This window comes from Rhodococcus sp. LMD, assembly GCF_056108245.1.
Genome location: NZ_CM148557.1, coordinates 4,291,619 through 4,316,854, shown reverse-complemented (window position 1 = coordinate 4,316,854; position 25,236 = coordinate 4,291,619). Strand labels below are relative to the sequence as shown.

The window sequence follows — 25,236 nt, the reverse complement described above, 5'->3', positions numbered from 1 at the left end:
GGCGGGTCAGTCGAGGAAGCGCAGGGTGCGCTCGAACAGGTGGAGGGCGTACCGGTGCAGCCGGTCGCCGACCGGGCGGGGGGCCTGCCCGGAACAGGCGCGGGCGTAGGTGCCTTCGAGGATGATGCCGAGTTTGAACGCGGCCAGCGCGGTGTACCAGTCGAGGGCGGCGAGATCGCGGTCGGTGTTCTCGGCGTACCGCCGCACCAGTTCCGCACGGGTGGGCAGTCCACCGGCGTCGGCGAGGCGGCTTTCGAGCAGGTCGGGCTCGCCGTCGGTCTCGGGCCAGATTGCGAGCATCCAGCCGAGGTCGAGCAGCGGATCGCCGACGGTGGCCATCTCCCAGTCGACGATCGCATTCACCGTGGGGGCGATCCGATCGAACATGACGTTGGAGACGTGGTAGTCGCCGTGCAGGATGCCGGGTGTCCACTGCCGGGGCCGGTTGTCGTCGAGCCACGACGCGAGGCGGTCGACGCCGGGCAGCAGCACCGTGGGATATCCGGACAGCAGCGTGTAGGACTCGAGTTCGCTGGTCCAGCGGCCCACCTGCCGTTCGAGGAACCCCTCCGGGCGTCCGAATCCCGTCAGACCGATCGCGGCAGGGTCGACCCGGCCGAGTTCGGTGAGCGCGTCGACCATTGCCAGGCCCATGCGACGGCGGGTGTCCCGGTCGGCGGCGTGGGCGGGGGACAGGCTCTCCGCTGCGTTGTAGCCGTCCACAGCGTGCATCAGATAGAAGACGGCGCCGAGGACGTCGGTATCCTCGCACCCGGCGATGAAGCTCGGGTGCGGCACCGCGGTCCCGGCCAGGGCACGCAGCAGGGTCATCTCCCGCAGCATCATCCGGTTCGAGTGCGGGCGAAGGTGTTTCGGTCCGCGGCGGAGAACGTAGCGGGTTCCCGCCCGCTCGAACGCGAGCATGATGTTCTGCGTTCCGCCGCCGATCGGGGAGACCTCGGTGAGGTCGCCGGCACCGAGGCCGCTTGCGTCCATCCAGTCGCGCAGCGCGGGGAGATCGATCCCCGTCAGTTCGCTGTCTGTCGTATCGGTCGGCATACCACGACGGTATCGGCCGGGTCCGGTGGGGGCAGTGCGGCTTTCGTCGCTCGTTGTGGGTTTCCACAACCGCCGTGGGAGTAGGGTCCGCGCTGGTCAGCGGCCGGAGAAGTCGAGGATCTGGAAGGCGAGCCGCGCCGAGAGCATGACGTCGAGACTGGCCGGATCGAGCCGGGTCAGTTCCTTGATCTTGCCCATCCGGTAGCGCACCGTGTTCTCGTGCACGTCCAGCGTCTGTGCGGCGCCCTGGACCCGCCCCTCGGCGGTGACGAACGCGCGCCACGTGTCGAGCAGGACGCCGTCGTCGGCCGTCTGCACGGCGTGCAGGTACTCGTGCGCGAAGTGCACCGCCTCCTTGACCCGGCCGGAGCTGACGACCAGCCGGAACAGTCCGAGCTCGGTGACGTCGAGGACCCCGGCGGACCATTCGAACGACCGCGCGATCTCGGCGACCTCCCGCATCTCCCGGGCGGCCTGCGAGAAGTCGGTGACCTCCCGGCACACACCGGAGATGACGGTGGCGCCGGTCGCCAGCTGCGGCTGCAGCGACGCGCGGATCCGCGACACCGCGTCGCGCACCCGCTGCAGTTCCTCCGCGCAGCCACCGTCGGGCAGCGGCACGAGGACGATCACGCTGCCGGGCAGTTTCACCGCCGCCGGCTCGTCGATCCCGAGCACCTCCTGGAAGCGGCGGGTGACCAGACGCTGCGCGGCGGAGGCGGACATCCGCTGGTTCGCCGCGAGGGTGAACCGGACCAGCACGTGCGGATACGTGAGGTCGATACCGAACTGCGGGCCGCGCCGCACCAGGTGTTCCTTGTCGCGGGTGTTGCGCAGCAGATCCGACAGGTAGTCGTCGCGGGCCTGGCCCTGGGTCTCGATCTGCCGGCGTTCGGAGAGGATCTGCAGGGACAGCACCGTCGCGCCGTGTTCGGCGATGTTCGCGTCGACCTGCTCGAGCGAACGGCCGACCTCGACGATGCCCAGGTAGCCGTTGGGTTTGCCCTCGATCATCAGCCGGCACAGCAGATGCCGGCGGCCGAGGCCGACGGACAACGTGGGCGGCACCACGGCCGACGGCCGGTCCGGGCTCAGGCCGGCGAGTTCGGCCTCGACCGAGGGCATGCGCCGGATCTGCTCCGAGATCACCGGGGCGCGGTCCAATCCGAGGGTGACCGGCGCCGCCCAGGCGAGTACCCGGAAGTCCTCGTCGTAGAGGACGACGGGCTTGGTCGACAGGTCGCTGAGCAGCCGCACCACGCGCTGGATGTCGGCGCCCTCGAGCACGGCGTTGGTGAGCTTGCGGTGCACGTCCGCGAGGTAGGCGAGCGTGTTGCGGCTGCGGGTGATCTCCGAGGCCTGTGCCCGCAGCCGCGAGTTGAGCATCGCCTGGGTGAGGAACAACGCGCTGAGCTGGGCGAACATCTCGGCGATCTCGATGTCCTCGGCGGTGTAACGGCGGGGAAGATCCTTGTTGTCGACGAAGAGCAGGCCGATGACCTCTCCGTCGAACACCAACGGCACCCCGAGCATGGCGCGGACCCGCCAGTGCTCCATGGTCCGGCGATGGGGGCGCGGGTCGTTGGGGACGTCCTCGATGAGCACCGACCGGGCGGTCTCGATGATCTCCCGGCTGAAGTGGTCGCCGGCGATCCCGGATTCCTGGCGCTTGACGGCTTCGGTGATGTCACCCTCGTCGGCGCAGTGTCCCGCGGCGCCGCGGAACCGGCCGTCGGGGCGTCTGAGGTAGAGCGAACTGCGGGACACCCCGAGCACGGTGCACAGTTTCACGCACACCGAGCGCAGCAGCTGTTCGAGGTCGGCGTCGCCGATGGCTTCCCCGGTGATCTCGGCGAACGCGGTGATGACGTCGCGTTCGCGGGGCCGGGTCGCGGGGTGGGCCACCAGGGTGGGCGCGTGGGCGGCGGTCGGGACCGTCGCACGGGCGGGGCCGTGCTCAGGCGTCGTCGGCTCGACGTTCCCGCTCGGCAGCGCCATGCGTCTACCTCATCTCCCGGCGCCCGAGGGTGCGGCGCCGCCACGTGTCGATGTTGTTCATTATCACAATCTACGGGAAATCAGGTCGCGATCACAGTCGCCAGTGCGCCGTCGAGCTCGTGGCCCATCCGGTCCCGCTTGGCCCGCAGGTAGCGCACGTTGTGTGCGGTGACGACGGTCGGCAACGCCACCCGGCCGACGATCTCGATCGAATAGCCCTCCAGCCCACCGAGTTTGCCGGGATTGTTGGTGATCAGCCGCATCCGCCGCACGCCCAGGTCGGCGAGAATCCGGGCGCCCACCCCGTAGCTGCGCGAGTCGTCGGGCAGACCGAGCGCCCGGTTCGCATCGACGGTGTCGAGGCCCTGCTCCTGCAGCGAGTACGCGCGGATCTTGTGGGCCAGCCCGATGCCCCGGCCCTCGTGGCCGCGCAGGTACACGAGCACCCCGCACCCTTCCCGGGCGATCTCGGCGAGCGCACGCTCGAGCTGCGCCCCGCAGTCGCATCGCAGCGAACCGAGGATGTCGCCGGTCAGGCACTCGCTGTGCACCCGCACCAGCACCCCGTCGGAGGTGCGTCCGGCGGCGGCGACGTCGCCCATGACCAGCGCGAGATGCTCGGTGCCGTCGAGCACCGACCGGAACGCCACGGCCCGGAACTCCCCGAACTCGGTGGGCATCGTCGCCTCGGCGACGAGCTCGACGAACGGCTCCGTCGCAGCCCGGTATCGCACCAGGTCGGCGATCCGCAGCAGGGGCAGGCCGTGCTCCCGGGCGAACGCGACGAGATCGGCGCCGCGGCGCATCGAGCCGTCCTCGGCGACGATCTCCCCGATCACCCCCACGTCTCCGGCCCCGGCGAGACGCAGCAGATCCACGGTCGCCTCGGTGTGCCCGGCGCGGGCGAGCACCCCGCCCTCGCGGGCGCGCAGCGGGAAGACGTGGCCCGGCCGGCGCAGATCCGCAGGTTCGGTCGTGTCGTCGGCGAGTGCCCGCACGGTCGCGGCCCGGTCCTGCGCGCTGACCCCGGTCCCGGTGGAGACGTGGTCGACGGTGACGGTGAACGCCGTGCCGTGCGCGTCGGTGTTGTGTTCGACCATCAGCGGCAGGTCGAGGGTGTCGGCGCGGTGCGCGGTCATCGGCGCGCAGACGATGCCGGTGGTGTGCCGGACGATGAACGCCATCTGCTCGGCGGTCATCGTGGCGGCGGCCGCGACGAGGTCGCCTTCGTTCTCCCGGTCGTCGTCGTCCACGACGACGACCATGCCGCCGGCGGCGAGGGTCTCGACCGCGAGTTCGACGTCCTGAGCGGGGCTGGTCCGTGGCATGGCGACTACTCCTGTTCTGCGCTGTGGGTGCCGAAGGTGCGCCGGTGGTACGTCAGCGGCGGATGGTCGACGCGGGCGGCGGCTTCGACGTGCCCGAGGACGACGACGTGGTCGCCGCCGTCGACGAGGTCGGCGACCCGGCACGCCAACCACCCCGGCGCCGCGTCGACCCGCGGCACCCCGGCCGACAGCGACCAGTCGACCCCGTCGAACTTGTCGGTGCCCTTGCGGGCGAACGTCAGGGCGAGGGCGTCCTGGCCGTGGCCGAGGACGTTGACCCCGAACCGTCCTCCGGACCGCACGACCGTGAGCAGGTCGGACCCGCGGTCGAGGGCCACCAGGACCATCGGAGGATCGAGCGACAGCGAGGCGAAGGCGCTGACGGTGGTGCCGTGCGGGCGGGCACCGTCGAGTGCGGTCACCACCGTCACCGGGGTGCACACACTGGCCATCACGTCCCGGAACTCGGCGGTGAACTCTTGGGCGGCAATTGGATTCATCTCGTCCTCCGACGGGGTCGGCCGGAGCGGTGCCCGTCGGGACCGGGCACCGCCCCGAACGGCTCAGGCGTTCGCCGGAACCGGCGCCTTCATCTTGTGGAGCTCGGGGACGACCTTCTCGCCGTAGAGCTTCAGGGCCTTCTCCGCCTGCTCGATCGGCAGGCCGCCGAACGCGAACGCCGCATTGGCGAAGAAGTCGCCGATCATCTCGTGCCGGGCGGCGTACTTCTCGACGATCTGCTCGGGCGTGCCGTACACGTTGGCCTCGACGTAGGCGTCGGCCGCGGCTTCCATTCCGGCCTCGCGGATCATGTCGGCGCCGACCTGGTAGGTCTCGTAGCCCTTCGTCTCGCGCCAGTGCTCGCCGGCGAAGTCGTAGTGCTTGATCACCGACAGGAAATACCGCGCGACGTGCTCGTAGGCGAGGCGGCGAGCCTCCTCCGCGTCCTCGTGGCAGATCACGAAGTCCTGGATGACCGGCGGCAGCGGCTCGGTGTTCCAGCGCTCGCGGTACAGGTCGCGCCACCGATTGATCGCCTCGGCGTGCTTGCCGAACTCGAACTGCATGAACGTCATCATGCGGACGCCGAGATCGGCGATGACCGGAACCGAGTCGGGCGACATCGCGGCGCCGAACAGGCGGTCGCGTCCCCACTCGTAGGCCGGGTTCGGGGCCGGACGGATCTCGACGCGCTGCTGCGGGTAGAACTCGCCGTCCGGCTGGTCCACCACACCGGTGCGCAGCCCCTCGATCGCGAGGTTGGCGGCTTCGATGAACCGTCCACGCGCTTCGTCCATCGGGATGCCGAACGCGTCGTACTCCATCTTGGCCAGTCCGCGGCCCATGCCGAACAGGGCGCGACCCTCGGACATCATGTCGAGCATCGTCATCTTCTCGACGACGCGGACGGGATTGTTCCACGGCAGGATCACCGCGCCGGTGCCCAGCTTGACGGTCGACGTGCGGGCCGCGAGGTACGACATGATCTGCATGTTGTCCGGGCACATCGAGTAGTCGTCGAAGTGGTGTTCGGCGGACCAGACGGCATCGAAGCCGTACTTCTCCGCGGCGACGCCCATCTCGAGTTCGCGGACGAACACTTCCTGGTCGCTGACGTTTTCGTGGTAGTTCTGGAACACGAGCAGCATGCCGACGTCCATGGACGTAACTCCTTGTGTGAGGGGGGATGGAGGGAGACGGGAAGCGGATCAGGGTGCGAGGAACACGGCCCGGGTGTGTTCGGTGTCGAGGTACTCCTTGACCGACTGGATCAGGCCGTCCCGGATCTCGAAGACGAAGTGGTAGAGGTTGTTGTAGACGCGGCCGTTGGCCATCTCCGAGTACGACTCGGTTTCGACGGCGACCCGGTCGCCCTCGGCCGTCCACGCCCGCGGGGTCAGGGCGATCGCCCCGGTCCTGGTGGTCGCGGACAGGCCCGAGAGCATCTCGCGGAACTCCTCCTTGGTCTTGGTCCCGGAGATTCCGTCGATGGTGCCGGCCACCCACCACGTGGCGGTGGGGGCGAGGTAGCCGAGGATCGCCTCGACGTCGCCGGAGGTGAACACCTCCATGAACTCGGCGACGAGCTTCTTGTTGGCCGCTTCGAGGCTTCCGGCGGTCGCGACGTTGTCCATCTGAGCTCCTTCGAGTGAGGACGAATCAGGGAGCGGGGGAAGAACTTCCCAACTGCTGCCTCCGACGGTATCCAGAAGACTGTGGTGTGGGTCACGCCGGTTTTCCGGTCGTTGTAGGCCGCTACAACGACCGGACGGTCACGCCCGCGAGCTGAACGAGGACATCAGCCCACCGTCGGTGGCCACCACCGAGCCGGTCATGTACGGCGCGTCCGCGACACCCACGACGACCTGCGCAATCTCCTCGGGGCGGCCCGTTCGGCCCATCGGGATCGCCGCGACGACCCGCTCCCGGGCCCGGCCCGTCAACGCCGAGGTCATGTCGGTGTCCACGAAACCGGGGATGACGAGATTGACGCGGATGTCCCGCGGTGCCAGCTCGACGGCGAGCACCTGGGTCAGCCCACTCAGCCCGGCCTTCGCCGCACCGTAGGCGACGTCGCCCGGGAATCCCCGGAAACCCACCACCGCACCGACATTGACGATCGCCGCCCCTGCGGACAGCCGCGGGACGACGGTCCGGGCCACCTCGAACGCGCCGGTGAGGTTGGTGGCCAGCACCTCGTCCCAGTGGGCGCGGGGCAGATCGTCGATCCGGCCGCCGCGGTGCACACCCGCGGCGTTGACCACGACGTCGAGCGCCCCGAACCGGTCGAACACCGCGTCCACCCCGAGCCCGACCGACGCCGCATCGCTGATGTCGGTGTTGATCTCCACTACCCGGTCGGGGTGCGTCCACGGCGCCGTCGCCGGCTTCCGGGCGAACACCGCCACGTTGTCGCCGCGGGCGGCCGCGGCCTCCGCCACGGCCCGCCCGATGCCCCGGGAACCGCCGGTGACCAGCCACGTCCTGACGCCGCTCATCGGTTCAGGAATCCTGTCAACGCGGCGAGGTAGCGGTCGCGCTCCTCGAGGAACGGGGCATGCCCGCTCGACGGGAACTCCACGACCTCGGCGCGGTCGTTGAGCGCCGGCACCGCCTCGGCGCCGGAGAACGGCACGAACGCATCGAGCCGCCCGTGGAGCAGCAGGATCGGCACCTCCAGCGCCGCAATCTCCTTGCGCAGATCGATCGTCGCCAGATCGCGCAGCGAGTCGTCGCCCCGCGGCCCCATCGACATGAACATGTCCCAGATCGACTCGAGCACGGCCTCGCCGGGATCCTGGGCGCACACCGCCGCGGCGACCCCGCGGAACGTCTCGGCCCGGTTCGCGGCGGCGCCGGCGAGCACACCCTCGACGTCGGCGACCGTCCCCCCGTGCGGCCAGTCGTCGGTGGCGGTGTACCGCGGCGACGCCCCACCGGTGAGCACCAAGGCCGACGCCCGCTCCCCGAGCTGCGCGGCGGCCGCGGTCGCCACCGCCCCGCCGAGCGACCAGCCGTTGATCACCGGCCGGTCCAGGTCCAGGTGCTCGACCAGCGCCACCACGTCGGCGGCCAGCGCGGCGATCGACACGTCGTCGAAGTCCTTGTCGGACCGGCCGCAGCACCGCAGGTCGAGCGTCACGACCTCGTTGCCGTTGGCGCGCAGCGCCGGCAGTGTCGTGTCCCAGGCGCGGGCCGTGGCACCCCAGCCGTGGATCAGCACGATCGGCCGACCCTCCCCGCGGTGGTGTTCGAAGTAGATCCGGCGGTCGTTCTCGACGGGCAGATAACCCATGATGTCCTCCTGTGCGAGTGGGGAAGTGGGATCGAGCGGATGGGAAAGCAGAGGGGTGGCCGGGTCGGGCCGCAGGGCCCTCGGCACCACGGCCGGGCGATCCCGGAACCGGGGCATGACGTGTTCGGCGAACAGCTCGAGCGACCGCATCACCTTCTCGTGGGCCAGGCCGCCGAACCGCATCCAGCAGATCAGGTGCTGCAGGCCGGTCTCGTCGTGCAGCGACTCGAGCTGCCGGGTCAGGCCGTCGGGATCACCGACGTACACGACGCCGCCGTCGCGCAGCCCCTCGACGGTCATGCCGCCGGCCTCGTCGGCCGCGGCGACCAGCTCGGCGTAGCGTTCGTAGGTCGCCGGCACGTCCGGGCCCTGCGGCACCGCCGCGAGCGCCGCATCGAAATACCAGGTCAGGGCGTCCCGCGCGTTCTCGACCGCGACGTCCTCGGTGTCGGCGAGGTGGATCTGCCAGTTCATCGGGAAATCCAGGCTCAGCACGTCCCGGCCGAGGTCGCGCAGCCGTCGTTTGGCGTCGACGACGAACGCGTTCAGCTCCGGCATCGTCATCAACGTCGGCGTGACCAGCATGTTGTAGCCCTGGTCGGCCGCCAGATCCAGGGTCTCCGGGCTGATCGAGGCAATGTAGATCGGCGGGGTCGGCCGCTGCACCGGGGTCGGGCGGCAGTCGACGTTGTCGAGGTCGAAGTGCTTGCCGTGGTAGGAGAACGGCTCGCCGGGCTTCTTGCTCCACAGGCCCCGCACGATCTCGAGCGCCTCGACGAACACCTCGCGACTCTCGCCCTGTAGATCGGCGACGCCCATGTTGTGGAACTCGTCCGGCTGGTAGCCGCGCCCCACCCCGAAATCGAGGCGGCCACCGGAGATGACGTCGACCATCGCGTAGTCCTCCGCGATGCGCACCGGCCAGTCGAACGTCAGGTTGCTCACCGCGATGCCGATCCGCATCCGTTCGGTGCGGGCGGCGATCGCCGCCGCCGCCACCTGCGGCGACGGCATCGACCCGTAGTCGCTGCCGTGATGCTCGGCCAGCCACACCTCGTCGAAGCCGAGCTGCTCGGCGTAGGCGATCTGTTCGAGCATCTCGCGGTAGGCCCGGGAGAAGTCCCGGTCCGGGCACTCGAGGACGTAGAAGATGCCGAACTTCACGGTGTGCCTCCTTGCGACGACGCCTCCGGCGGGGCCGCCCGCGCCGCACCGGTGGACCCGACGCTAGAGCGGTGCCCGGTTCAGGCGGGGAATCTGGCTCCGCCGCCGTTGTGGGAGTCCACAAACACCCGGGCGTCGACGGTGCTGCGCAGGCGTTTCTTGTCGACCTTGCCGACACTGGTGCGCGGCAACGACTCGACGACCACCACCTGCTCGGGCACCCACCAGCGGGGTGCGAGGTCGGCGAGCGCGGTACGCACCGCCTCCGGGTCGAGAACCTGCCCTTCCTCGGCGACGACGAACGCCAGGGGCCGCTCCTGCCACTTCTCGTGCGGCACGGCCACGACCGCGGCGTCGGCGACGTGCGGGACCTGCACCAATGCCTGTTCGAGCGCGACCGAGCTGATCCACTCGCCGCCGCTCTTGATCAGGTCCTTCGCCCGGTCGACGATGGTGAGGTAACCCTCCTCGTCGATGGTGGCGATGTCGCCGGTGCGCAACCAGCCGTCGACGAACGCCTCCGGGTGCTCGTCGCGGAAGTATCGTTCGGCCACCCACGGGCCCCGCATGAGCAGCTCGCCCCGATCGACACCGTTGTGGGGAACTACAGCGCCATCGTCGTCGACGAGCTTCCACCGCAACCCGGGCAGCAACCGCCCCTGCCGGCGGATGTACTCGTAGCGCCTGCCCGGATCGTCGTCGGCGGCGCGGGGAGGCCGGGCGAACGTGCCCATCGGCGACATCTCCGTCATACCCCAGCCCTGATAGGCCGCCACCCCGAGGTCCTCCTCGATGCTGCGGATCAGTTCCGGGGTCGGGGTCGAGCCGCCGAGCACCAGTGCGCGCAGACTCGTCAGGTCCGCTCCCGTCGCCAGGGCGTGGCGCACCAGCTCGACGGCGACCGTCGGCACCATCCCGACGTAGGTGACGCGTTCGGCCTCGAGGATCCGGGCGATGTCCGGCACCGCGGGGTGCGGTCCCGGCAGCACCTGGTTCGCGCCGGTCATCAACGCCGCGAACGGAATTCCCCACGCATTGGCATGGAACATCGGCACGACGTGGCAGACGGTGTCGCGCTCGCAGATCGCGTGCCCGTCGGCCAGGCACGCGGTGAACGTGTGCAGGTACAGGCCGCGGTGCGAATACCCCACCCCCTTGGGGAAACCGGTGGTGCCGGACGTGTAGCACAGTGCCGCGAGGTCGTTCTCGTCGCGGGGAACCGGCTCGGTCAAGGGTGCGGCGGCGTCGGTGAGTGCGTCCTGGGCGGGCAGGTCGATCCCGTCGCCGTCGGTGGTGACGACGAGCATGCCGGGCCGCCGGGCGCGGGCGGTGTCGAGCAGCGGCAGCAGCGCGGTGTCGACGAAGATCATCCGGTCGTCGGCGTGGTCGACGATGTAGGCGATCTCGTCGGCCTCGAGCCGCAGGTTGACGGTGTGCAACACCGCACCCGCCAGGGGCACCGCCAGGTACAGCTCGAGGTGCCGGCGATGGTTCCAGGCCAGTGTCGCCACCCGGTCGCCGGGCCGCACCCCGAGTTCGATCAGGGCCGCCGCCAACCGGAACACCCGGTCGGTGTAGTCGCGGTACGTGTACCGCGAGATCGCCCCGCCGTCCTGGTACTGCGTGATCGTCTTGGCCGAGAACAATTCCCGCGCGCGATACAGGAAGTCGGTGATCACCAGCGGGCTGCCCGGAGACGGGGTCATGCAGGCACCTCCTGCCGGGCGGCGGCCACCGCCGACCGGACCTCGGGCATCACCTTCGAGGTGAGCAGCTCGATCCGGGCCGAACCGCTGTCGACGGATTCGCCGGGCAGCTGCGCCCAGAAGTGCACGTCCTTGACCTGCGGCCGGGCCACGAGCAGGGTGGTGAGTTCCCGCACCGCGGTCGCCGCGTCCCACAGCTGGAACGCCCCCGCGTCGACGAGTGCCTGCGGCGAGTCGAACAACGGGGTGGACTCCGGCGGCCCGAACGCCCCCATCCGGATGTAGCCGTTGATCTGGTACAGCGCGTGCTCCCCGATCCGGGCCCATTCACGTTCCGGATCGTCGGCGATCACCGCCCACTGCCCGGCGTAGATGCGGCCGGCGTCGCGGGGGCGCCCGTGCCGCTCGAGTGCGTCGAGGTACGTCTCGTGGTGCGCGTTCTGGGTGCTGAGGAACCCGTCGGCGATGCGTGCCGCCCGGTCGATGGCCGGGTCGGCCATCGCGCCGACGAGCACCTGCGGGGTGCGTTCCGGCTGCGGCGTCACCGGCAGTGCCGGGAAGTCGAAGCGGCTGCCCCGGAACTCGACGCAGTCGCCGTCCCACGCCTGCCGGATCAGCGCGATGCCCTCCTCGAGCAGGCTCGGCCGGTGCCGCAGCGAGCGGCCGAACGCTTCGAACTCCGGCTGCCAGTACCCCTGCCCGACTCCCAGATCGAAGCGGCCCGCCGTCAGGAGCGACACGGTGGCCGCGTCCTCGGCGAGCCGGATCGGGTTGTGCAGCGGGGCGACGATCAGATTGGTGCCGATGCGCAGCTGCTCGGTGTGCGATCCGATCGCGGCGGCGAGCACGAACGGCGACGGGGTGTAGCCGTCCTCCATGAAGTGATGCTCGGTCAACCACACCGAGCCGATCCCACAGCGTTCGGCCCAGGCGATCTGTTCGAGGCTCTGCCGGTAGAAGTCGGTGAAGCTGCGCGGCCATCGCGTGGGGTTGCGGAAGTCGTACCACAGGCCGAAAGTGCAGTGCTCGTCGTTCACGGTGCGCGTCCTTCGAGTCGGATCGGGCTATGTCGCAGATCACACCCTGGTGGCATGAGGCCCGACGGTGAAGAGGGGGATGGGAGGGCGATTGTGGGTGAATCCAACCGTGCTGCCGGATCCACCCACGCTCGCGCGGCGGTCCGTCAGAAGTTGCCCTTGGCGGCCCACCCGCCGTCGACCGGGTAGATCTCGCCGGTCAGGAAGCTGCCCTCCCGCATCAGGTAGGCGACCATCGACGCGATCTCCTCCGGCCGGCCCAGACGCCGGACGATGTGGGCGTTGGCGTTCGCGGCGCGCATCTCGTCGGTGATGTCCGCCAGGATCGGGGTGTCGATCGTGCCGGGGCAGATCGCGTTGATGAGGACGTTCTTGTCGCCGTACTCGAACGCTGCCTGCTTGGTGAGGGAGACGACGCCGCCCTTCGCCGCCGAGTACGAGGCGAGGTTCGGCAGGCCGCGCAGCGCCGCCATCGACGCGATGTTGACGATCCGGCCGCCGCCGCGCTCGATCATGTTCGGGATCACCGCCTGCATCCCGAGCCACACACCCTTCAGGTCGGTGCCGATGACGTGATCCCACGCCTCCTCGGTGAGCCCGACGACGCTGTCCTCGCTGATCATGTTGACGACACCGGCCACGTTGGCGAGCAGGTCGACGCGGCCGTGCCGCTCGATCACCTCGCGGACCGTGTCGGCCCAGCTGCTCCGGACGCGCACGTCGAGGGCGTGCGCCTCGGCCTTGCCGCCGGCGGTGAGGACGGCGTCCACGGTCGCCCCGGCGTCCTGGATGTCCGCCGCGATCACCGTCGCGCCTTCGGCGGCCAGCCGCTGGGCGGTGGCTGCGCCGATTCCCTGCGCGGCGCCGGTGACGATCGCGATCTTCCCGTTCAGTGTCATCGTCGACTTCCTTCTGTTCGATGGAGGCCCGACGTCCTCGGTGTGATGCAGGACACGTCGGTGCCGCCGACAGTAGGGATCGGATGTCCCCGGCGACACACCGTTGCGGGGAGGTGTTTGGAGGCATGCACAACGGACGGGGTCCGGGGGCTGCGAGCGCGCACGCCACCGAACCGCACGGCGAGTGAGCACTTCTCGTGCCACTGCCCGGCGTGTCGTCACGAGATGTGCGCAGTCGGCGCTCGCGTCAGTCCGGGTGAGCCTCGTGCCACGCCTGCCACACCTCGGGGCGGAGCCGGCCGCGGTCCGGCACGGGTAGGCCCTGCGTGCGGGCCCATGCTCGCACCTCGGCTGTCGACGGTGTCGTGGGGGCGGGTGCGGCGATGCGGGCGATCGCCGGGCTCTCGGTCTCGGCCCAGACGTACGCGGCCGCGAGGTACCGGTAGGTCCACTGTTCCGCGAGGGCGCGGGTGTCGCAGAACACGATCGGCACGTTCGGCCAGCGCACCTGCAACTCGGCCAGACCGTCGGCGACGGTCGCGGGCCGCACCCGGTCGAGGGCGAAGATCGCCGAGTAGCGGTCCTCGACGACCACCGCGGCGCGCGGCAGCGCGGCCAGCTCGGCCAGTGCGTAGCGCAGCGTGCCGTTGGTCAGGCTGCCTACCAGGTCCGGCACCGACTTGCGCTCGACCGAGGCCACGAGTCGGTCGTCGTGGAAGACGCCGTAGTCGCCGCACGGCAGCGCCCGCTTGGTGAGGACGACCTGCTGGTCGGCGAACCGGTAGGCGTAGCGCTCGTGCGAGTCCACGACGATCGGCAGGTCGGCGACGCCTGCGGCGCGGGCGGTGGGGGTGCGCACATTGGGGCGGGCCTGTTTGCGGGTGCGCGGGGACTGCCAGAACACGACGTCGCGTCCGCGGGCGGTGGTGTACACGATCTGCGACCGGTTCTCCCGGCCGCGGTCGAGCACCAGGTCGATCGCCGCGCCGCGGCGTGCGCACGACCGGACGGCGACGCGTTCGACGACCTCGGGGTCGGCGGGCCATTCGTCGCTCGGCACGGGGTGGCAGTAGAGCGCCTTCGTGCGCGGCCAGGTGCCGGAGGTGCGGAACACCAGTCCGCCGTCGAGGGGCACGCGCAGCAGGTAGCCCAGCTTGGACGCCGGGTCGGGGTTCACCGCGATCACCATCTCCACAGGTGTCAGGTTCTCACTCCGGGCGAGCACGCGGAGATGTTGCCTGCCGCTTCGGCCACGCTCTTTGCTCCGAATTCGAGCTTCCGACTCGGCCGCGACTGCGCAGTTGTCGTCGCCCGCATCGGCGTGGCGCCACGACAACTGCGCAGTCGGCGAGCGATCAGTGGGTGGCGAGCGCGACCCGGCGGCGGTCGTCGGCCCGCACACCCCCGCCGGGGGGAAGATCGATCCGGACGTGATGGAGCGTTCCGGTGAACGCGAACCGGCCGAACTCGGCGGTCTCCTCCGCGACCGGGCTTTCCGGGACCACTGCCGCGTAGAGGGGGACCAGCGCCGTGACGTAGACGGCGAGGAACGAGCACGACTTCGTGCCGTCCTTCGGCCGGAGCACGACCGCCGAGCGCCTCGAGCAGATGAGGGAGCAGTACCCGCCGGTGCTTCCCGCACCGGCGCGTGATGGAGCGGGTGTCGATCCTCGGCGACGTTCCGCGCTGACCCCCGGCACTGCGAGGCCGGTGACCGCGATGCCGGTCACCGGCCTCGTCACATGTTCGGGCGCACGATGCAGCGGAAACCGATGTGGCACGTCGACGTCTCGACCGACTCGCCCTGCCGCGCCGCCGGGCGGTAGCGGAGGCAGTAGTTCGGCGCGCACAGGTGCGACCCACCCTTGATCACGCGCCGCGGGTACGGGCCGGACCCGTCGCCGGCACCCGTGCGGGGATTGCTCGGGATGCAGCAGGCATGCGCGGGGGCGGTGTCCCGTCCGTCGGCGCCGTGGTGCGCGGTGTAGTGGTCCGTCGTCCACTCCCACACGTTGCCGGCCATGTCGACCAGTCCGTACCCGTTGGGACGGTAGGACCCGACGGGCGAGGTCCCCACGAAGCCGTCCTCGCCGGTGTTCTCCCACGGGAAGCGGCCCTGCCAGGTGTTGGCGCGGTAACGGCCACGCGGAGCGAACTCGTCGCCCCACACGAACCGCGCCCGATCCAGGCCGCCGCGCGCGGCGAACTCCCATTCCGCCTCGGTCGGCAGCTCCTTACCGGCCCACTGCGCGTAGGCGAGCGCATCGAAGTACGACACGTGCGCGACCGGGTGACGGTCGCGTCCGGCCACGGTGCTGCCGGGCCCCTCCGGGTGCCGCCACTGCGCGCCCGGCGTCCACGCCCACCAGCGGCGGTAGTCGTCGAGCGGCACCGGCCCGGGCGGCGGCACGAACACCAGCGACCCGGGCACCAGCAGGTCGGGTTCGGCGTCGGGGTAGTCCTTCGGATCGGGTGCCGTCTCGGCGGTGGTGACGTGCCCGGTGTCCTTCACGAACCGCCGGAACTCGGCGACGGTCACCGGGTGCTCGTCCATGAAGAACCCGTCGACCCGGACCTGGTGCACGGGACGCTCCTCGGGATAGAACTCCTCCGACCCCATCCAGAACGTTCCGCCGGGGATCCAGGTCATGTTCTTCGGCGGGGCGGACGTCGCTGGGTGAGTGGCCATGTACTCCAGGTTCGCAGAGTTGCGAGCCGAGTGGGCGGGGTGTCCCGCCGGCAGGTACTTCGTGTGCCGGCGGGACTTGGTATGTCGCCGCTGGTTGTCAGACCGGCGCGGCCGCCGAACGTCCCTGCAGGGCCGACTCGACCAGATTGCTCGTGGGCAGCGTCGCGCCGGACTTCACGGCGGCGATCCACTCGGAGGTCGTGGTGACCGCGGCGAAGTTGGACTGCAACAACACCATCAGCGTGGCGTGCAGGGACTGAGCGGAGACCTGCCCCGCCTGATTGGCGAGATGGATCGCGCCGGTGGCGTCGGAGAGGATCTCGGTGGCGAATCCGAGCGCCTCGGCTTCCGCGGCGGTCGCGAGGTCGCAGTTGTTGGTCATGAAGCCGACGATGGTGACGGTGTCGACCTCGCGGGCACGCAGCCACTCGGCCACGTCGGTGCCTGCGAAGACGCTCGCGTACTGCTTGTCGACCCGCTTGCACGCCGGGTCGATGCGTCGCTCGATCTCCGGATGCAGCGACCACCCGGTCGAGCCCTCGACGAAGACGGGGGCGCCGTCGGGCATGCGGTGCTGGACGACGACGATCGGCACGTCGTGGGCCGCGGCGGCGTCGAGAGCGGCGGCGATGTTGGCGAGCGACTCCTCACGCGGCGGATGCTGGATCTCGAGCGGGCCGTCGAAGTATTCCTGCTGGACGTCGACGACGACGAGGGCGCGGCGGGGTGCGGTCACAGTGTTCTCCCGGGTGTTCGAGGGGGTTTCGCGCCCCGGCGGGGCGCCTCCCGTTCGATTGTTCCCGCGCGCTACCCTGACCGTGAGTGGCACTAATGCACACTTTCGATGAAGTCGGGCCAATTCGGGAGGATCGGATGCGCATCGCCGTCTACGCCTTCGACGGCATCACCATGTTCCACCTCGCCGCACCGCTGATGGTGTTCGGCGAGGTGAGCCGGCTCGATCTCGCTCCGGACTGGCAGACCCGATTGTGGAGCGACCGGGCCGGGTCGGTCCGCACCGCCGAGGGGTACCCGATCGGAGAGGTCGCCGGGCCGGAGGCGGTCGACTGGGCCGACATCGTGATCGTCCCGTCGTGGTCCCATCCCCCGGAGCCGGTCGGGGACACCTTGAAAGAGATTCTGTACCAGGCACATGCGCGGGGCGCCGTGATCGCCGGCTTGTGCCTGGGCGCCTTTGCCGTCGCCGAGGCCGGACTGCTCGACGGTCGCTCGGCGGTCACCCACTGGGAGGCGATGCCGCTGCTCGCCGAACGCTGCCCCGGCACGGAGGTGGACTCGTCGGTGCTCTACATCGACCACGACGACGTCCTGACCTCCGCGGGGACCGCCTCGGCGATCGACGCCTGCCTGCACCTGGTGCGCAAGCACCTCGGCTCGGCGATCGCCGCCCGCGTGGCCCGGCACCTGGTCGTGGCTCCGCACCGGGAAGGCGGACAGGCGCAGTACATCGAGCGTCCCCTCGCCCGGCCCGCCACCGACACCGCGATCGCCGAGGTGCTCGAGTGGGCGCTGACCCGGCTCGACGAACCGCTCACGGTCGACCGTCTCGCCGACCACGCGAAGATGAGCCGGCGCAGCTTCGTCCGCCACTTCCGGCAGGCCACCGGCACCACACCGGCACGCTGGATCCTCGAACGTCGCCTGCAGGAGGCGCGCGTTCTGCTCGAGACGACCGACTGGAGCATCGACGCCGTCGCGTCCGCGTGTGGCTTCCCAAGTCCCGTCACCTTCCGGCAGAACTTCGGTGCCGCCTTCGCGGTCACCCCGACGGCCTATCGGAGGCAGTTCGCATCGACCCCGCCGGTGCGCACGAAGTCACGGCTGTGACACCGGAAACCGATCCGCCGTCACCGCGGTGAGCCGGCCGCCGTTCGTCACCCGCACGATACGGCGGCTCGGAACGGTGGTGGGGGAGCGGCGACCGGAGAATACTCGAAGGTGTGCGGCTCGGAGTCCTCGACATCGGCTCGAACTCGGCGCAACTGCAGATCGTGCAGGCGCTGCCGGGGGCCCCGCCGCTGCCGATCCACGCGGTCAAGACCTCCACGCTGCTGGGGGAGGCGATCGGCGACGACGGCTGCCTGGAGGAGGCCGGTATCGAACGCGTCTGCCAGGCCGTGAGCCGCACCCTCGCGGCGGCGCACCGGTACGAGGTGGAACAGCTGTACCCGTTCGTCACCGCGGCGATTCGTGACGCGGCGAACCGGGATGCGGTCCTCGAACAGATCCACGCCGAATGCGGGATCCGTCCGCAGTACCTGTCCGGGTTGCAGGAGGCCCGGTTGACGTATGTGGCGGTGCACCGCTGGTACGGATGGTCCGCGGGCCGAATCCTCATGCTCGACATCGGCGGCGGATCGATGGAGATCGCGTTCGGGCGCGACGCCGAACCGGAGTTCGTCCTGTCGCTGCCGCTCGGCGCCGGGCTGCTCACCCGCACCTATCTCCATTCCGACCCGCCGCGCCGGCGCCAGGTCAGGGAGTTGCGTCACTTCGTGCGCGACACGCTGAGCGAGTCGGCGGAGCGGCTGCGCTGGGAAGGAGAGTTCGGACGGGTGGTGGGCACGTCCAAGACGTTCAAGCAGCTGGCCCGGCTGACCGGCGCGGCGCCTCAGCGACGAGGCCCGTTCGTGCGCCGCACCCTGCGCCGCAGCGACGTGCACCGCTGGGCGGGACGGCTGACGCAGCTGCCGACGAGCGAGCGGGCGCGGCTGCGCGGCATCTCGCCCGCACGGGCCCGGCAGATCCCGGCCGGTGCGATCGTCGCCGACGAGGCGATGCGCGCGCTCGACGTCGATCTGCTCGACGTGAGTCCGTGGGCGCTGCGCGAGGGCGTGATGCTGCAGCACCTGGCGACGGTGACCGCCCCGGACGCCGCGTTGCCGCTGCAACCGCTGGTGCCCTCCGAGCCGGAGAAGGCGCAGCTGGTGTCGTTGCCGACGGAAGCGTCGAGGCGAACGGGATTCGCGTGACGGGACACTACTCGCGGAGCATCGCCCACGTGCGCGGCCCGTCGCCGGGCAGGTCCACCGCCCCGACGACGTCGAACCCGAGCCTGCGGTAGAACGCGACGTTCCGCTCCGACGACGTCTCGAGATACGCCGGTACCCCCGCCCCGCGGGCTTCCCCGAGGCCGGGACCGAGGACCGCGCCGCCCAGACCCGAGCCCTGCCGGTCCGGATCGACGGCGACGGTCGCGAGGAACCACGCCGGCTCGGTGGGCCGCAGCGGCGCCAGCGCCTCCTCCGCGGCCGCCGCCGCGCCGGCCCGATCGCCGGACAGTTCGGCGACGCGGCCGGCGATGCGTGCGAAAGCCTCTGGCATGCCGGTGGATTCGGGGATGGTCCACACCGCGACGGCCGAGGCGTCGTCGGACACCCACACCCGCCCGCAGCGCAGACCGATCTCGGTCAGGTACAACCGCTGCAACTCCTCGACGCGGCGCAGGTGGTCGCGGGCATCGACGGTGTGGCGGGTGAAGGGATAGTCCGCGAAGGCGCGCGCCAGGGTGCGGGTCGCGCGGTCGACGTCGGCGGGCTCGGCGGGGCGGATCTCGGTCATCGCGCCGAGCGTAGAGGCACGCCTGCGGCGGCCGCGAGTTCTTTTCAGTTCCTCACAGTCGCGTGACGGGGTGCTTTCCGGTCTCCGGCCGCTCGGCATCGCGTCCATGCCGGAGCCGTGGGGACACGCCCTGCCCGGCCCCGACTGATCGCACCCGACTCCGCGGATCGCATCATGTGCACCAGTCATACTTCGGTCATGCTTGCAGTATGACCGTCAAGTTCACGATCAGTCTCCCGGACGAGGATGTCCACGTCCTCGACGAGTACATCCGGGATCATGGGCTCCGCGGCCGGTCGGCGGGCGTCCGAGCCGCTGTCCGCCTGCTCGCGGCAGCCGGACTCGAACGGGACTATGCCACGGCCTTTGCCGAGGTCGACACGGACGACGCGTGGGACGTCACCACGGCCGACACCGAATGATCCGCCGAGCGCAGATCCACTGGGTCGATCCGGACCCGGCGCAGGGTGGCGAAGCGGCCGAGCGTCGGCCGGCAGTGGTGGTAAGCAACGACCGCGCCAACGCGACCGCCGAGAACCTGGGCAGAGGAGTGGTCACCGTCGTTCCTCTGATCGCCAGCACCTCACACGTCTTTCCGTTCCAGGTACTCGTGGAACCCGACGAGTCGGGTCTGACCAGAGCGTCGAAAGCTCAGGCAGAACAGGTACGTTCGGTGTCCGTGCGCCGCCTGGACGCCGAACCTGTCGGAAAACTCGGGGTGAGAACACTCGCAGCGCTCGACGAAGCTCTACGGCTGCATCTCGATCTGCGCTGACGGCCACGATGTCTGGCCGGGCGATCGCGGGGAGTTGCGGTCGCATTGCCGGTCGAGGTCCGTCACCCTGGTTCTCATCGCCTGACCGGGGCGGTGGGGCGGATCTCGAACCGCTCGGGGATCCGCAGCCATGCGGTGCTCACCGTCGACCAGTCCCCGACGCCGGGCCACGGCCCGGACTGGCTGTGCCGGTAGCCGCCCGCCTCGTACCGGTCGTACGGCACTTCCGACAGCCGCGGATGGGCGCACAGCAGGCCGAGGGCCGACAGGTGCACCGCGTCCCACCGCTCGGCGATCGACGGCCAGTCCGGGACGTGCGCGCCGCGGTACTCGAGCGGATGCGCGGCGATCAGCTCGGCCCAGTCGTCGGCGGTGTCGATCCGGACGATCCGCGCGACGTCCGGGTCGAAGTGCACCGTGTAGCGGGCGGGGTCGGTCGCGCTGCGCAGGTTCTCGCCGCTGGTGCCCCACGTGTCGGATGTCCCGTCGTCGAGGGGTGTCGCGGTCCAGAACGCGCCGTCGGGCAGCGCGCCGGGCCGCGCGCGGTTGCGCACCCGTGGCACGCTCAGTTCGGTGACGGCGCCCTGATGCACCTGCGGGCTGACCAGCGTGTCGCGGCTCGGCGCGCGCAGGGCTGCGCAGATCGCCTCGCTCATCTCACGGACGGCGGGGGAGGCGACAGCCAGATCCAGGATCTCGTTGGCGCCGTTGCCGTAGAGGTACTCGCCGATGATCCGCAGCGTGTCCTCGACGAAATCCTCGAGCGAGCCGGCCTCGACGAACTCGGTGACGGACGGCTGCGGATCCGCGGTGCGGTAGGCACGCAGATACCGCTGGACGAGCATGCGGCCCGGCACCGTGTCGAGCAGGTTCGCCGCCACATCGGAACACATGATCGACATCGTGCCGTACCGGGCACGCTGTCGGCGCAAATCGATCGGACCCCGGACGCCGAGGCGGAGCGCCGTGGGTTTCGGCGCGTGTCACACCGTACGCGTCGGAGGGTCCCCGGCGGTCCTGGCGGAGACGCCGGGCTGCCGGTTTCTGGCAGCGACGCCCACGGTCCGGCGCGAACCGGACGAGGCCCTCGTCGTCGAATGGCCCGCCCGATGCGTCTTCGATACGGACGAACAAACCTGACAGAAGGTGTCAGGGTATCGGTGCGATCATCGTTCCGCCGATCGGCGCTGACCGTACAGACCGGCCAGCCCGGCGAGACGAGACGACGACACAGACGGGAACCTGCATGCAAGAAACTCCGGAAGAGCTCCAAGAACTCCAAGCCCTCCTCGATGTCTCGCTGTCCCGATCCACCCCGCATCTGCGTTCGATCATCAACTCCGAAAGCACTCTGGCCGCAGGGCAACTCACCCAGATCCTCAGCGGCATGTGCACCCTCGCTCTGTCCACTGTTACAGCAGGAGGAGAACCGCGCATCAGTGGCGCGGACGGGCACTTCCTGCACGGAAAGTGGCACTTCGGCACGGCGCGCAGCGCCGCCAAGGCCCGCCATCTCGCCGCCCGGCCCGCCGTCAGCGCTGCGCACATGCGCGGCGAGGACCTGGGAGTGTTCACACACGGCACGGTCGAAATCCTCAACCCCCAGGACGGCAAGCCGGCGGCGGGTTGGCTGGACCTGCTCGCATACTTCAAGGACTACTATGGCGACGACCTCTTCGACTGGGACAACGACGTGGTCTACTACCGGCTTCATCCGCACTGGATGACCGTCTACGCCGCCGACATCACGAAGCTCACCGGGGCGTCCCGGTCCTGATTCGGACCGGCCCTCACCTGCCGTCGACAGAGCGGACGGTCTTCCTGCCGGGTCGGCAAGAGGCTACCGTTCGCGCATGCGTGCAGCCGTGGTCGTCGCCTGTCTGATCGCGGCGACCGCATGCGCGCCACCACCGCCACCCGAGGCGCCGGAGCCGCCGCCACCGGCGCGCGTCGCCGTCGACCACCGCGGCCTGACCCTGGACGGAAAACCGTGGTGGCCGGCCGGGCTCAACGCGTACCAGCTCGCGTCCGACTGGGACGTCAACGGCGGCTGCGGCGCGCAGGTGGACCTGGATGCGTACTTCTCGTCCCTGCCCTCGACGTCGCTGACCCGGTTCAACGCCTTCCAGGCGCTCGCCCTGAACCGGGTGACGGGGACGCTGGACTTCTCCGCGATCGACGCCGTGTTCGCCGCGGCGGAACGAAACGGGCAGCTCGTGATGCCGGTGCTGTCCCCGCAGGACGGCGCGTGCGGCAACGAGCTGTACAAGGACCGGGCCTGGTACGAGCACGGCTGGACCACGCGTCGGGCACCCTTCGCGGTGAGCTTCGCGGACTGGGTGCGGCTGGCAGTGGACCGATGGCGAGTCTCACCCGCGCTCGCCGCGTGGGACCTGCTGGGCGAGCCCGAGCCGGGCGTGTGCGGCGACGAGGCGTGCAGCCTGCCGCGACGTTCGTGCCCGGCCGACTCGGCGCAGCTGCTGCGGTCGTGGACCGACGCGGTCGGCCGCATCGTGCGCGAGACCGATCCGCGGCACCCGATCACCCTCGGCCTGATCGGCGGGGACCAGTGCGGCAGCGCCGGGGACGGCTACGCGCAACTCGCGCAGTCGCCCTACCTCGACGTGCTGCAGTACCACGACTACGACGACGCGGCGTGGCTGCCGGTGCGCCTCGGCCAGGTCACCAAGCCGATCCTGGTGGCCGAACTCGGCATCGAAGCCGGCAGTTGCCTGTCGCTCACCGAACGTGCCCGGCGGGTGGACGAGGTTCTGACCGGCTACCGCGAGGACGGTGCCGCCGGCGCGTTGCTGTGGGCGTTCGTGCCCGATCCGCGCACCGGCGAGTGCACGTACGACATCGGCCCCGGCGATCCGGTGCGTGACGTGCTGGCGCGGCACGGGAGCCGCTGACCTGGCCGTCGAGTCGTTTGTCGAGTCCGGGCGGTCAACCACTCGAGGTTTGAAGAGGCTGCTCCGGAGGCGAATACAGTTGATCAGCGCAATGCACTCGACAGCGAGCGCGCTTCGTTCCTGGCCGGTCGTCGTGGCGAACCCGCATTCCTCCTTCAGTGGTCCGGCTACTTCACGGAGGACGGAACTTGTCGTCTCTGGGGAGCAGGTCCTGCCGGTCTCCGTCCCGACCGTTCGGCCTCCACGAAGAACCGGAGAACCAGCGCCCCCGCGTGTGCGACACCGGGGTCGACCCGGATCCGCGCAGAGCCGGCCTCGATCCGACAGCGGCCCCGGCGTCCGGTGCGGGACGTGCTCCCGGCACGGATCCGCTGAAATGCGCCGTGTCGTCCCACGAGTGCACGGACGTGCGCCCGACCGTCGTCTAGCATCGAGCCACCGTGCGCCGGGTCGCTCGAACGGACGTGTCCGCCAGACGGATACGACCGAGACCCGGGACGGCGAGCCCGCGGCCGCGGTGCTCCGGCGAAGGGGAGGAACTGCGGTATGAGGCGATCCCGGGGGTTCTGGTCGGTGGCGACGTTCCTGGCGGTGTCGATGTCGGCGTGCTCCACCGAGTCGCCGCCGTCCGAACCGGCGGCGCCCGATTCCGCGCCGGCGCACCTCGCGTCGGCGCCGGTGGAGGCCGGCGGGGTCGAGCTCACCGCGGAACTACCGGAGGGGGCGGTCACGGTTGAAGGGGCGGCCGGGGTGGCGCCGGTCGGCACCGAGCTGGTCGTCGATGCGCTCGACCCCGTCGACACCGGCGACGACGCGGCACTGCGCTTGAGTCGGCCGGCCGCGTCGATCACCCTCGGAGACGGGCAGCAGCCCGAGTCGGCGCTGACCGTCCGATTCCGGATTCCGGACGGTGACGACACGTTCGACGGCCTGACCGACGATCAGCAGCCCGTCGTGGTCGCACGGAGTGATCGCAACCCGGACGTCTCCGAGCTGCTGCCCGCGACGTGGGACGAGGCCACCCGGACACTCTCCGCCGAGACGACGCACCTGTCGGAGTTCCGTGGCGGACTCGTCGACTTCTCCGAGATCCGGCAGACCGTCGAGGAGAACGTGGAGGGCTTCTTCGGCACGTCGATCGACGAACCGGCGTGCCACGGTCAGCCGGTGACGATCGGCGAGGTCACCTACGATGCGATCACCCCGGGTGAGAAGGTCGTCTACCCGTGCCTGGCCGAGGAGAACGGCAAGCTCGTGGTGTCGCTTCACTCGAACTCTTCCCTCGGCTGGATCGCCCGGTCGACGCCGTCGCCCACGGAGCGGGCGGAGACCACCGAACTGTCGGTGGGTGCAGCCGGTAACTCGATCGTCTACGGGTCGATCCTTGCGTCCGACGTCGGCGACGGCGCGTTGCTGCACCCGCTGGGCGTCACCGATCTGGTGTACGACACCGCCGACGTGCCACGCACGATCGACCTGCGCGTGCACGCCGCGATGTCGCTGGTCGACGCCGCCGCGCACGGCCTGTCGATGGTGTGGGGTGGGAACACACTGCTCGAGATGACCAACCCAGGTGACATCGTCGCCACCTTGGACTGCATGGGCGACCCGATCACGATGGAGGGCATCGTGTCGGCAAGCGACCGGGAGGCAGGGGACCTGAGCCGCAAGGCGATCGAGTGCACCACCACCGCCGGTGGGTGGGCCGTCAAATCGCCCAGCTTCTCGCCGGCCGGCACCGCGCGGGAGGCGTTGGGCAGCTTCGTCACCGGGATCGGTTCGCTGCCGAAGAGCGCCGGCTTGCTGGGGTCGATGGTGCAGGGGCTCGGCGGCGAATTCACCGGCCGCAACTCGGCGACGGTCGTCCTCCGCGCCCGCGGCGGCGATGCGGTGGACATGTCGGACGTGCCCGAGGAGGTGTACGCCATCGACCGTTTCGAACTCGACAACCAGATGACCGAACCGGTCCGCGCGGGCCGCAAGATCGGACCGTACCTGTATCAACTGTCGACCGGTGCGGACCCGGCCGTCGAGGTGTCGTACGGGTGGTCGGCCCGCACCGGTGACGATCGGTACAGCGGGGAGCACTGCCAGATCACGGTCACTCTCACCGGCCCGGACGGGGAGCGTCACGAGGACCACAAGTCCGCCCGCTGCTCCGACGGGTACGCGTCGTCGTTCGGTGGACTGACGAAGTTCCGGGTCACCACCCCGGGTCAGTACACGCTGCGGCTGCAGGATGCCGTCACCGGTCTGAGCGCGGAGTCGACGTTCAGTGTGGAGCGGTGAGA

At 70.3% G+C, this 25,236-nt stretch carries 24 protein-coding genes; 7 read left to right on the top strand and 17 right to left on the bottom strand.

Translation table 11 applies throughout. The features are described from left to right. Nucleotides 1–6: 6 nt before the first annotated feature. The 15 genes from ACWPQI_RS19645 to ACWPQI_RS19575 all read right to left on the bottom strand — a co-directional run bounded on the left by ACWPQI_RS19645 (nucleotide 7) and on the right by ACWPQI_RS19575 (nucleotide 16,412). Entirely contained in the window at nucleotides 7–1,059 is a 1,053-nt protein-coding gene (locus ACWPQI_RS19645) for a phosphotransferase family protein (RefSeq protein ID WP_040270257.1), read from the bottom strand. Nucleotides 1,060–1,155: 96 nt separating this feature from the next. After that, nucleotides 1,156–3,057, bottom strand: coding sequence for a helix-turn-helix domain-containing protein (locus ACWPQI_RS19640; protein WP_053085926.1), 1,902 nt, complete (start codon nucleotides 3,055–3,057; stop codon nucleotides 1,156–1,158). Between the two features lie 80 nt (nucleotides 3,058–3,137). Next, a complete protein-coding gene (locus tag ACWPQI_RS19635; RefSeq protein ID WP_040270261.1) occupies nucleotides 3,138–4,385 on the bottom strand; it encodes a bifunctional 3,4-dihydroxy-2-butanone-4-phosphate synthase/GTP cyclohydrolase II in 1,248 nt (415 codons plus the stop codon). A gap of 5 nt (nucleotides 4,386–4,390) precedes the next feature. Continuing rightward, nucleotides 4,391–4,885 carry a flavin reductase family protein gene (locus tag ACWPQI_RS19630; protein ID WP_017679952.1) on the bottom strand — a complete coding sequence of 165 codons (495 nt, stop codon included), beginning with the start codon at nucleotides 4,883–4,885 and terminating at the stop codon, nucleotides 4,391–4,393. Between the two features lie 63 nt (nucleotides 4,886–4,948). After that, nucleotides 4,949–6,046, bottom strand: a complete 1,098-nt coding sequence (locus ACWPQI_RS19625) for an LLM class flavin-dependent oxidoreductase (protein WP_017679953.1) — start codon at nucleotides 6,044–6,046, stop codon at nucleotides 4,949–4,951. Nucleotides 6,047–6,094: 48 nt separating this feature from the next. Beyond that, nucleotides 6,095–6,520 (bottom strand): nuclear transport factor 2 family protein, encoded by a 426-nt coding sequence (locus ACWPQI_RS19620; protein ID WP_017679954.1) that lies wholly within the window; start codon nucleotides 6,518–6,520, stop codon nucleotides 6,095–6,097. A gap of 138 nt (nucleotides 6,521–6,658) precedes the next feature. Then, nucleotides 6,659–7,384 (bottom strand): SDR family NAD(P)-dependent oxidoreductase, encoded by a 726-nt coding sequence (locus tag ACWPQI_RS19615; protein WP_017679955.1) that lies wholly within the window; start codon nucleotides 7,382–7,384, stop codon nucleotides 6,659–6,661. Further along, the gene (locus ACWPQI_RS19610; protein WP_072786563.1) at nucleotides 7,381–9,345 is read right to left on the bottom strand and encodes an LLM class flavin-dependent oxidoreductase; all 1,965 of its coding nucleotides are present in this window, start codon (nucleotides 9,343–9,345) and stop codon (nucleotides 7,381–7,383) included. The genes ACWPQI_RS19615 and ACWPQI_RS19610 overlap by 4 nt, the downstream gene beginning before the upstream one ends. Nucleotides 9,346–9,425: 80 nt before the next feature. Next, complete coding sequence (locus tag ACWPQI_RS19605) at nucleotides 9,426–11,051, bottom strand: long-chain-fatty-acid--CoA ligase (protein ID WP_474738454.1); 1,626 nt, start codon at nucleotides 11,049–11,051, stop codon at nucleotides 9,426–9,428. Continuing rightward, entirely contained in the window at nucleotides 11,048–12,088 is a 1,041-nt protein-coding gene (locus ACWPQI_RS19600) for an LLM class flavin-dependent oxidoreductase (RefSeq protein ID WP_064065753.1), read from the bottom strand. Before ACWPQI_RS19600 ends, ACWPQI_RS19605 begins: the two co-directional genes overlap by 4 nt. Before the next feature lie 146 nt (nucleotides 12,089–12,234). Further along, the gene (locus ACWPQI_RS19595) at nucleotides 12,235–12,987 is read right to left on the bottom strand and encodes an SDR family NAD(P)-dependent oxidoreductase (RefSeq protein WP_040270267.1); all 753 of its coding nucleotides are present in this window, start codon (nucleotides 12,985–12,987) and stop codon (nucleotides 12,235–12,237) included. Between the two features lie 247 nt (nucleotides 12,988–13,234). Next, nucleotides 13,235–14,182 (bottom strand): ERCC4 domain-containing protein, encoded by a 948-nt coding sequence (locus ACWPQI_RS19590; protein ID WP_017679959.1) that lies wholly within the window; start codon nucleotides 14,180–14,182, stop codon nucleotides 13,235–13,237. A 160-nt stretch (nucleotides 14,183–14,342) separates the two neighbouring features. After that, entirely contained in the window at nucleotides 14,343–14,573 is a 231-nt protein-coding gene (locus ACWPQI_RS19585) for a hypothetical protein (protein WP_017679960.1), read from the bottom strand. Nucleotides 14,574–14,725: 152 nt separating this feature from the next. Beyond that, nucleotides 14,726–15,637 (bottom strand): formylglycine-generating enzyme family protein, encoded by a 912-nt coding sequence (locus ACWPQI_RS19580; RefSeq protein ID WP_017679961.1) that lies wholly within the window; start codon nucleotides 15,635–15,637, stop codon nucleotides 14,726–14,728. Nucleotides 15,638–15,773: 136 nt separating this feature from the next. After that, nucleotides 15,774–16,412, bottom strand: coding sequence for an isochorismatase family protein (locus tag ACWPQI_RS19575; RefSeq protein ID WP_048774002.1), 639 nt, complete (start codon nucleotides 16,410–16,412; stop codon nucleotides 15,774–15,776). A 137-nt stretch (nucleotides 16,413–16,549) separates the two neighbouring features. On the opposite strand from ACWPQI_RS19575, the gene ACWPQI_RS19570 reads away from it, so the two are divergent. Beyond that, the gene (locus ACWPQI_RS19570) at nucleotides 16,550–17,524 is read left to right on the top strand and encodes a GlxA family transcriptional regulator (RefSeq protein WP_040270285.1); all 975 of its coding nucleotides are present in this window, start codon (nucleotides 16,550–16,552) and stop codon (nucleotides 17,522–17,524) included. A gap of 113 nt (nucleotides 17,525–17,637) precedes the next feature. Continuing rightward, nucleotides 17,638–18,669 carry a Ppx/GppA phosphatase family protein gene (locus tag ACWPQI_RS19565; protein WP_040270287.1) on the top strand — a complete coding sequence of 344 codons (1,032 nt, stop codon included), beginning with the start codon at nucleotides 17,638–17,640 and terminating at the stop codon, nucleotides 18,667–18,669. 7 nt (nucleotides 18,670–18,676) lie between these two features. Here ACWPQI_RS19565 and ACWPQI_RS19560 read toward each other — a convergent pair whose 3' ends face one another. After that, nucleotides 18,677–19,258, bottom strand: coding sequence for a GNAT family N-acetyltransferase (locus ACWPQI_RS19560; protein WP_040270289.1), 582 nt, complete (start codon nucleotides 19,256–19,258; stop codon nucleotides 18,677–18,679). 209 nt (nucleotides 19,259–19,467) lie between these two features. Here ACWPQI_RS19560 and ACWPQI_RS19555 point away from each other — a divergent pair, with 209 nt between their 5' ends. Both ACWPQI_RS19555 and ACWPQI_RS19550 read left to right on the top strand, forming a co-directional pair. After that, nucleotides 19,468–19,680, top strand: a complete 213-nt coding sequence (locus tag ACWPQI_RS19555) for a ribbon-helix-helix protein, CopG family (protein WP_040270291.1) — start codon at nucleotides 19,468–19,470, stop codon at nucleotides 19,678–19,680. After that, entirely contained in the window at nucleotides 19,677–20,033 is a 357-nt protein-coding gene (locus ACWPQI_RS19550; RefSeq protein WP_474738453.1) for a type II toxin-antitoxin system PemK/MazF family toxin, read from the top strand. Before ACWPQI_RS19555 ends, ACWPQI_RS19550 begins: the two co-directional genes overlap by 4 nt. Nucleotides 20,034–20,107: 74 nt before the next feature. On the opposite strand, the gene ACWPQI_RS19545 is transcribed toward ACWPQI_RS19550, so the two are convergent. Beyond that, the gene (locus ACWPQI_RS19545; protein WP_234420110.1) at nucleotides 20,108–20,926 is read right to left on the bottom strand and encodes a hypothetical protein; all 819 of its coding nucleotides are present in this window, start codon (nucleotides 20,924–20,926) and stop codon (nucleotides 20,108–20,110) included. A gap of 353 nt (nucleotides 20,927–21,279) precedes the next feature. On the opposite strand from ACWPQI_RS19545, the gene ACWPQI_RS19540 reads away from it, so the two are divergent. The 3 genes from ACWPQI_RS19540 (at nucleotide 21,280) to ACWPQI_RS19530 (ending at nucleotide 25,234) form a co-directional block, all read left to right on the top strand. Next, entirely contained in the window at nucleotides 21,280–21,810 is a 531-nt protein-coding gene (locus ACWPQI_RS19540; protein WP_059174978.1) for a pyridoxamine 5'-phosphate oxidase family protein, read from the top strand. Nucleotides 21,811–21,886: 76 nt separating this feature from the next. Further along, nucleotides 21,887–22,945 carry a glycoside hydrolase 5 family protein gene (locus ACWPQI_RS19535; protein ID WP_048774008.1) on the top strand — a complete coding sequence of 353 codons (1,059 nt, stop codon included), beginning with the start codon at nucleotides 21,887–21,889 and terminating at the stop codon, nucleotides 22,943–22,945. A 546-nt stretch (nucleotides 22,946–23,491) separates the two neighbouring features. Beyond that, nucleotides 23,492–25,234, top strand: a complete 1,743-nt coding sequence (locus ACWPQI_RS19530; protein WP_059174979.1) for a hypothetical protein — start codon at nucleotides 23,492–23,494, stop codon at nucleotides 25,232–25,234. The last annotated feature ends 2 nt before the right edge of the window (nucleotides 25,235–25,236 follow it).

Excerpts from the sequence above, each read along its gene's own strand:
- ACWPQI_RS19640 (WP_053085926.1), bottom strand. The coding sequence starts at position 3,057 with ATGGCGCTGCCGAGCGGGAACGTCGAGCCGACGACGCCTGAGCACGGC.
- ACWPQI_RS19620 (WP_017679954.1), bottom strand. The coding sequence starts at position 6,520 with ATGGACAACGTCGCGACCGCCGGAAGCCTCGAAGCGGCCAACAAGAAG.
- ACWPQI_RS19550 (WP_474738453.1), top strand. The coding sequence starts at position 19,677 with ATGATCCGCCGAGCGCAGATCCACTGGGTCGATCCGGACCCGGCGCAG.
- ACWPQI_RS19645 (WP_040270257.1), bottom strand. The coding sequence starts at position 1,059 with ATGCCGACCGATACGACAGACAGCGAACTGACGGGGATCGATCTCCCC.
- ACWPQI_RS19570 (WP_040270285.1), top strand. The coding sequence starts at position 16,550 with ATGCGCATCGCCGTCTACGCCTTCGACGGCATCACCATGTTCCACCTC.
- ACWPQI_RS19595 (WP_040270267.1), bottom strand. The coding sequence starts at position 12,987 with ATGACACTGAACGGGAAGATCGCGATCGTCACCGGCGCCGCGCAGGGA.
- ACWPQI_RS19605 (WP_474738454.1), bottom strand. The coding sequence starts at position 11,051 with ATGACCCCGTCTCCGGGCAGCCCGCTGGTGATCACCGACTTCCTGTAT.
- ACWPQI_RS19530 (WP_059174979.1), top strand. The coding sequence starts at position 23,492 with ATGAGGCGATCCCGGGGGTTCTGGTCGGTGGCGACGTTCCTGGCGGTG.
- ACWPQI_RS19540 (WP_059174978.1), top strand. The coding sequence starts at position 21,280 with ATGCAAGAAACTCCGGAAGAGCTCCAAGAACTCCAAGCCCTCCTCGAT.
- ACWPQI_RS19555 (WP_040270291.1), top strand. The coding sequence starts at position 19,468 with ATGACCGTCAAGTTCACGATCAGTCTCCCGGACGAGGATGTCCACGTC.
- ACWPQI_RS19560 (WP_040270289.1), bottom strand. The coding sequence starts at position 19,258 with ATGACCGAGATCCGCCCCGCCGAGCCCGCCGACGTCGACCGCGCGACC.
- ACWPQI_RS19615 (WP_017679955.1), bottom strand. The coding sequence starts at position 7,384 with ATGAGCGGCGTCAGGACGTGGCTGGTCACCGGCGGTTCCCGGGGCATC.
- ACWPQI_RS19630 (WP_017679952.1), bottom strand. The coding sequence starts at position 4,885 with ATGAATCCAATTGCCGCCCAAGAGTTCACCGCCGAGTTCCGGGACGTG.
- ACWPQI_RS19535 (WP_048774008.1), top strand. The coding sequence starts at position 21,887 with ATGCGTGCAGCCGTGGTCGTCGCCTGTCTGATCGCGGCGACCGCATGC.
- ACWPQI_RS19580 (WP_017679961.1), bottom strand. The coding sequence starts at position 15,637 with ATGACCTGGATCCCCGGCGGAACGTTCTGGATGGGGTCGGAGGAGTTC.
- ACWPQI_RS19635 (WP_040270261.1), bottom strand. The coding sequence starts at position 4,385 with ATGCCACGGACCAGCCCCGCTCAGGACGTCGAACTCGCGGTCGAGACC.
- ACWPQI_RS19545 (WP_234420110.1), bottom strand. The coding sequence starts at position 20,926 with ATGTGTTCCGATGTGGCGGCGAACCTGCTCGACACGGTGCCGGGCCGC.
- ACWPQI_RS19625 (WP_017679953.1), bottom strand. The coding sequence starts at position 6,046 with ATGGACGTCGGCATGCTGCTCGTGTTCCAGAACTACCACGAAAACGTC.